Genomic DNA, 3609 nt, shown 5'->3' on the forward strand with positions numbered 1-3609 from the left:
GTATCAGATGGCAGTTTGTCCACAATTCGATGCGCTGTCAGCTTCGTCGGGCGACTGGGGACAAGTTTGGGGACGGCTTTTTTCGCCTACAGTCCGTCCACAGGACCTGCCTTTCACCGCTCTGCCTAACGCTTTGACTCGATTGATCGATTCCGACCTATCCCCAGAACCCTACATCTGGGAAAAAGAAGCACGCGACAATATGTTGGCTGGTGTTTTCCGGGGCAAAGCGGGACAGGTGGCAATCACCAGAACCAACAGACTCTTAGAATCAGAAGAATCTTAGATATAAGAATCTTTGATTATAGAAGAGGCCGGAAGAAGCGAGCGCTCGATGCCCCAGAACCGGATCATGCTGGATGTCCTGAAGGGCAAGGCTCATTTTCCGCCTCCGCTCTGGATGATGCGTCAGGCAGGGCGTTATCTGCCGGAGTATCGGGAGACACGCAGGCGAGCAGGCTCGTTCCTCGATCTCTGCTATGATCCAGACCTTGCCGTCGAAGTGACCTTGCAACCGATCGAGCGCTTCGGCTTCGATGCTTCGATCCTGTTTTCCGATATCCTTGTCGTTCCGCATGCGCTTGGCCGTGACGTCCGTTTCGAAGAGGGCAGAGGGCCGCTGCTGACGCCGATCACCGCGCCGCAGATTCTGGCTCTGGAAGGCAAGGTGTTTCACGTGAATCTCGAACCGGTCTACGAGACGGTTCGCCGGTTGCGGGCCAAATTGCCCGACGAGACAACCCTGATCGGCTTCTGCGGCGCGCCGTGGACGGTGGCGACCTACATGATTGCCGGCCATGGCACGCCCGACCAGGCGCCGGCGCGGCTTTTTGCCTATCGCGAGCCGGTGGCCTTTCAACGATTGCTGAAGGTGCTTGCCGAACATTCGGCCGCCTATCTCATCCGCCAGATCGAGGCGGGCGCGGATGTGGTGCAGATTTTCGATTCCTGGTCCGGCGTGCTGGACGATGAAACTTTCGATTTGTTCTGCGTTCAGCCGATGGCCGAGATCGTTGGCCGGGTGCGGGCGGTTTATCCCGATGTCCCGATCATCGGTTTTCCCAAGGGCGCCGGTTCGCGCTACCGGACCTATCGACAGAAGACCGGCGTGACGGCGCTGGGGATCGACTGGACGGTGCCCCTGATCGCGGCGAAGGAATTGCAGCGCTCGGGTGCGGTTCAGGGCAATCTCGATCCCTTGCGGCTCGTCGCTGGCGGCAAGGCGCTGTCGGATGGCGTCGAGGCGATCCTGAGAGCGCTGGGAGACGGGCCGCTGATCTTCAACCTCGGTCACGGCATCACGCCGGAGACGCCGATCGCCCATGTCGAGGCGATGGTGAAACAGGTGCGGAGCGCGACACGCTGATGGCTCAGATGAACAACACGAACAGCACCGGCCAGGCGATGATGCGCATGATATCAGGTATCGCCGTGCTGATCGTTTTCACCGCGCTTTTGTATTTCGCGGCACCCGACAGTTTTTACCCCTGGGCCAAGGCGATCCATATCCTCGCCGTCATCTCGTGGATGGCGGGCATGCTCTATCTGCCGCGGCTGCTGGTCTACCACACCGATGCCGAGAAGGGCTCGGTGCAGTCGGAAACCTTCAAGGTGATGGAGCGGCGCCTGCTGCGCGGCATCATCAACCCGGCGATGATCGTCACCTGGGTGTTCGGCCTGTGGCTCGCCTGGAAGGGTTTCGGTTTCCAGGGCGGCTGGCTGCACGCCAAGATCGGAGCGGTGCTTTTGCTGTCCGCCGTTCATGGCTATCTGGCCGGCGCGGTGCGCAAATTCGCCGAGGACCGTAATGAAAAACCGGCCAGGCACTGGCGGATGGTCAACGAGATCCCCACATTGCTGATGATCGCAATCGTCATCCTGGTGGTGGTCAAGCCGTTCTGATGCATGTCGCTCAAAAACGGCCAGGAGACTGCGACAGGCATTGATGCGTTTAGGCCTTCATAGGCCATGCAAAACGCAGCTTGCTCTTTCACCCGACCGACGATAAAAGACGGGTCTTCCTTCCCGTCATGCGCCGCCCCTCGTTGTTTTCGGCCGCGCCCGGCATTTGTCGCATCCCGCCGATATTTTCCCAAAGCCTACCCAGACTCCATCTATTCAAGGTCCGTCTATGCAAGAAATGAAACTCGCCGAGTTCAAGAACAAGAAACCGCCAGAGCTGATCGCTTATGCCGAATCGCTCGAGGTCGAAAACGCCAGCGTCATGCGCAAGCAGGAGCTGATGTTTGCGATCCTGAAGAAGCTGGCCGCCCAGGAGATCGAGATCATCGGTGATGGCGTGGTCGAGGTGCTGCAGGACGGTTTCGGCTTCCTGCGCTCCGCCAACGCCAATTACCTGCCAGGTCCCGACGACATCTATATTTCACCGTCGCAGATCCGGCGCTTTTCGCTGAAGACCGGCGATACTGTCGAAGGGCCGATCCGCAGCCCGAAAGAGGGCGAGCGCTATTTCGCGCTGCTCAAGGTCAACACCATCAATTTCGACGATCCCGAGAAGATCCGTCACAAGATCCACTTCGACAATCTGACGCCGCTCTATCCGACCAAGCGGCTGAAGATGGAGATCGAGAATGTCACCACCAAGGACATATCGGCCCGTGTGATCGACCTGGTGGCGCCGATCGGCAAGGGACAGCGCGCCTTGATCAACGCGCAGCCGCGTACCGGCAAGACGGTTCTGATGCAGAACATCGCCCACTCGATCACCGCCAACCACCCGGAATGCTATCTGATCGTGCTGCTGATCGACGAGCGGCCGGAAGAAGTGACCGACATGCAGCGCTCGGTGAAGGGAGAGGTGATCTCCTCGACCTTCGACGAGCCCGCGGTGCGCCACGTGCAGGTCGCCGAAATGGTCATCGAGAAGGCCAAGCGCCTGGTCGAACATGGCCGCGACGTCGTCATCCTGCTCGATTCGATCACCCGTCTCGGCCGCGCCTACAACACCGTCGTGCCGTCATCCGGCAAGGTGCTGACCGGTGGTGTCGACGCCAACGCGCTGCAGCGGCCGAAGCGCTTCTTCGGCGCCGCCCGCAACATCGAGGAAGGCGGTTCGCTGACCATTATCGCCACCGCGCTGATCGATACCGGCAGCCGCATGGACGAAGTCATCTTCGAAGAGTTCAAGGGCACCGGCAACTGCGAAATCCAGCTCGACCGCAAGGTGGCCGACAAGCGCATCTATCCGGCCATGGACATCCTGAAGTCCGGCACCCGCAAGGAAGACCTGCTGGTTTCCAAGCAGGACCTGCAAAAGATCTTCGTGCTGCGCCGCATCCTGGCGCCGATGGGAACCACCGACGCGATCGAGTTCCTGATCGACAAGCTGAAGCAGACCAAGACCAATGCGGATTTCTTCGATTCGATGAACACGTAAGGGGATGGGGTAGCGATCCTTCGCGCCCCCCTCTGCCCTGCCGGGCATCTCCCCCTCTAGGGGGGAGATTACGCCCTTGGTCGTTTTCGGCAATTATCAACGCCGTAAGGTGAACGGAACAGCGAAGCTGCCGATCTCCCCATTTTGAGTGGGCGATGGCCGGTAGGCCAGAGGGGGGCGTCTCTCGCCGGCGGTTAGCAAAACTATCGCCG

The 3609-nt window shown here is 59.7% G+C and carries 4 protein-coding genes; all 4 read left to right on the forward strand.

Annotation, left to right across the window (positions count from 1 at the left end; translation table 11 throughout):
- Positions 1-286 (forward strand): hypothetical protein (locus ENZ75_RS34725; protein ID WP_206617097.1); only part of this gene is annotated, 286 nt, incomplete at its 5' end.
- Between the two features lie 48 nt (positions 287-334).
- Positions 335-1366, forward strand: a complete 1032-nt coding sequence (hemE, locus tag ENZ75_RS25090) for a uroporphyrinogen decarboxylase (RefSeq protein ID WP_024504092.1) — start codon at positions 335-337, stop codon at positions 1364-1366.
- Positions 1366-1902: a protoporphyrinogen oxidase HemJ gene (hemJ, locus tag ENZ75_RS25095; protein ID WP_024504091.1), complete on the forward strand. Its 537-nt coding sequence runs from the start codon at positions 1366-1368 to the stop codon at positions 1900-1902. Before hemE ends, hemJ begins: the two co-directional genes overlap by 1 nt.
- 229 nt (positions 1903-2131) lie before the next feature.
- Entirely contained in the window at positions 2132-3397 is a 1266-nt protein-coding gene (gene rho / locus ENZ75_RS25100; protein ID WP_013528732.1) for a transcription termination factor Rho, read from the forward strand.
- The last annotated feature ends 212 nt before the right edge of the window (positions 3398-3609 follow it).

The sequence above is a fragment of the Mesorhizobium sp. M7A.F.Ca.CA.002.04.1.1 genome (assembly GCF_004022805.1).
In the GTDB taxonomy this organism is placed as follows: Bacteria; Pseudomonadota; Alphaproteobacteria; order Rhizobiales; family Rhizobiaceae; genus Mesorhizobium; species Mesorhizobium ciceri.

Coding starts and splice junctions, on each gene's coding strand:
- hemJ (WP_024504091.1), top strand. CDS start 1,366: ATGGCTCAGATGAACAACACGAACAGCACCGGCCAGGCGATGATGCGC.
- rho (WP_013528732.1), top strand. CDS start 2,132: ATGCAAGAAATGAAACTCGCCGAGTTCAAGAACAAGAAACCGCCAGAG.
- hemE (WP_024504092.1), top strand. CDS start 335: ATGCCCCAGAACCGGATCATGCTGGATGTCCTGAAGGGCAAGGCTCAT.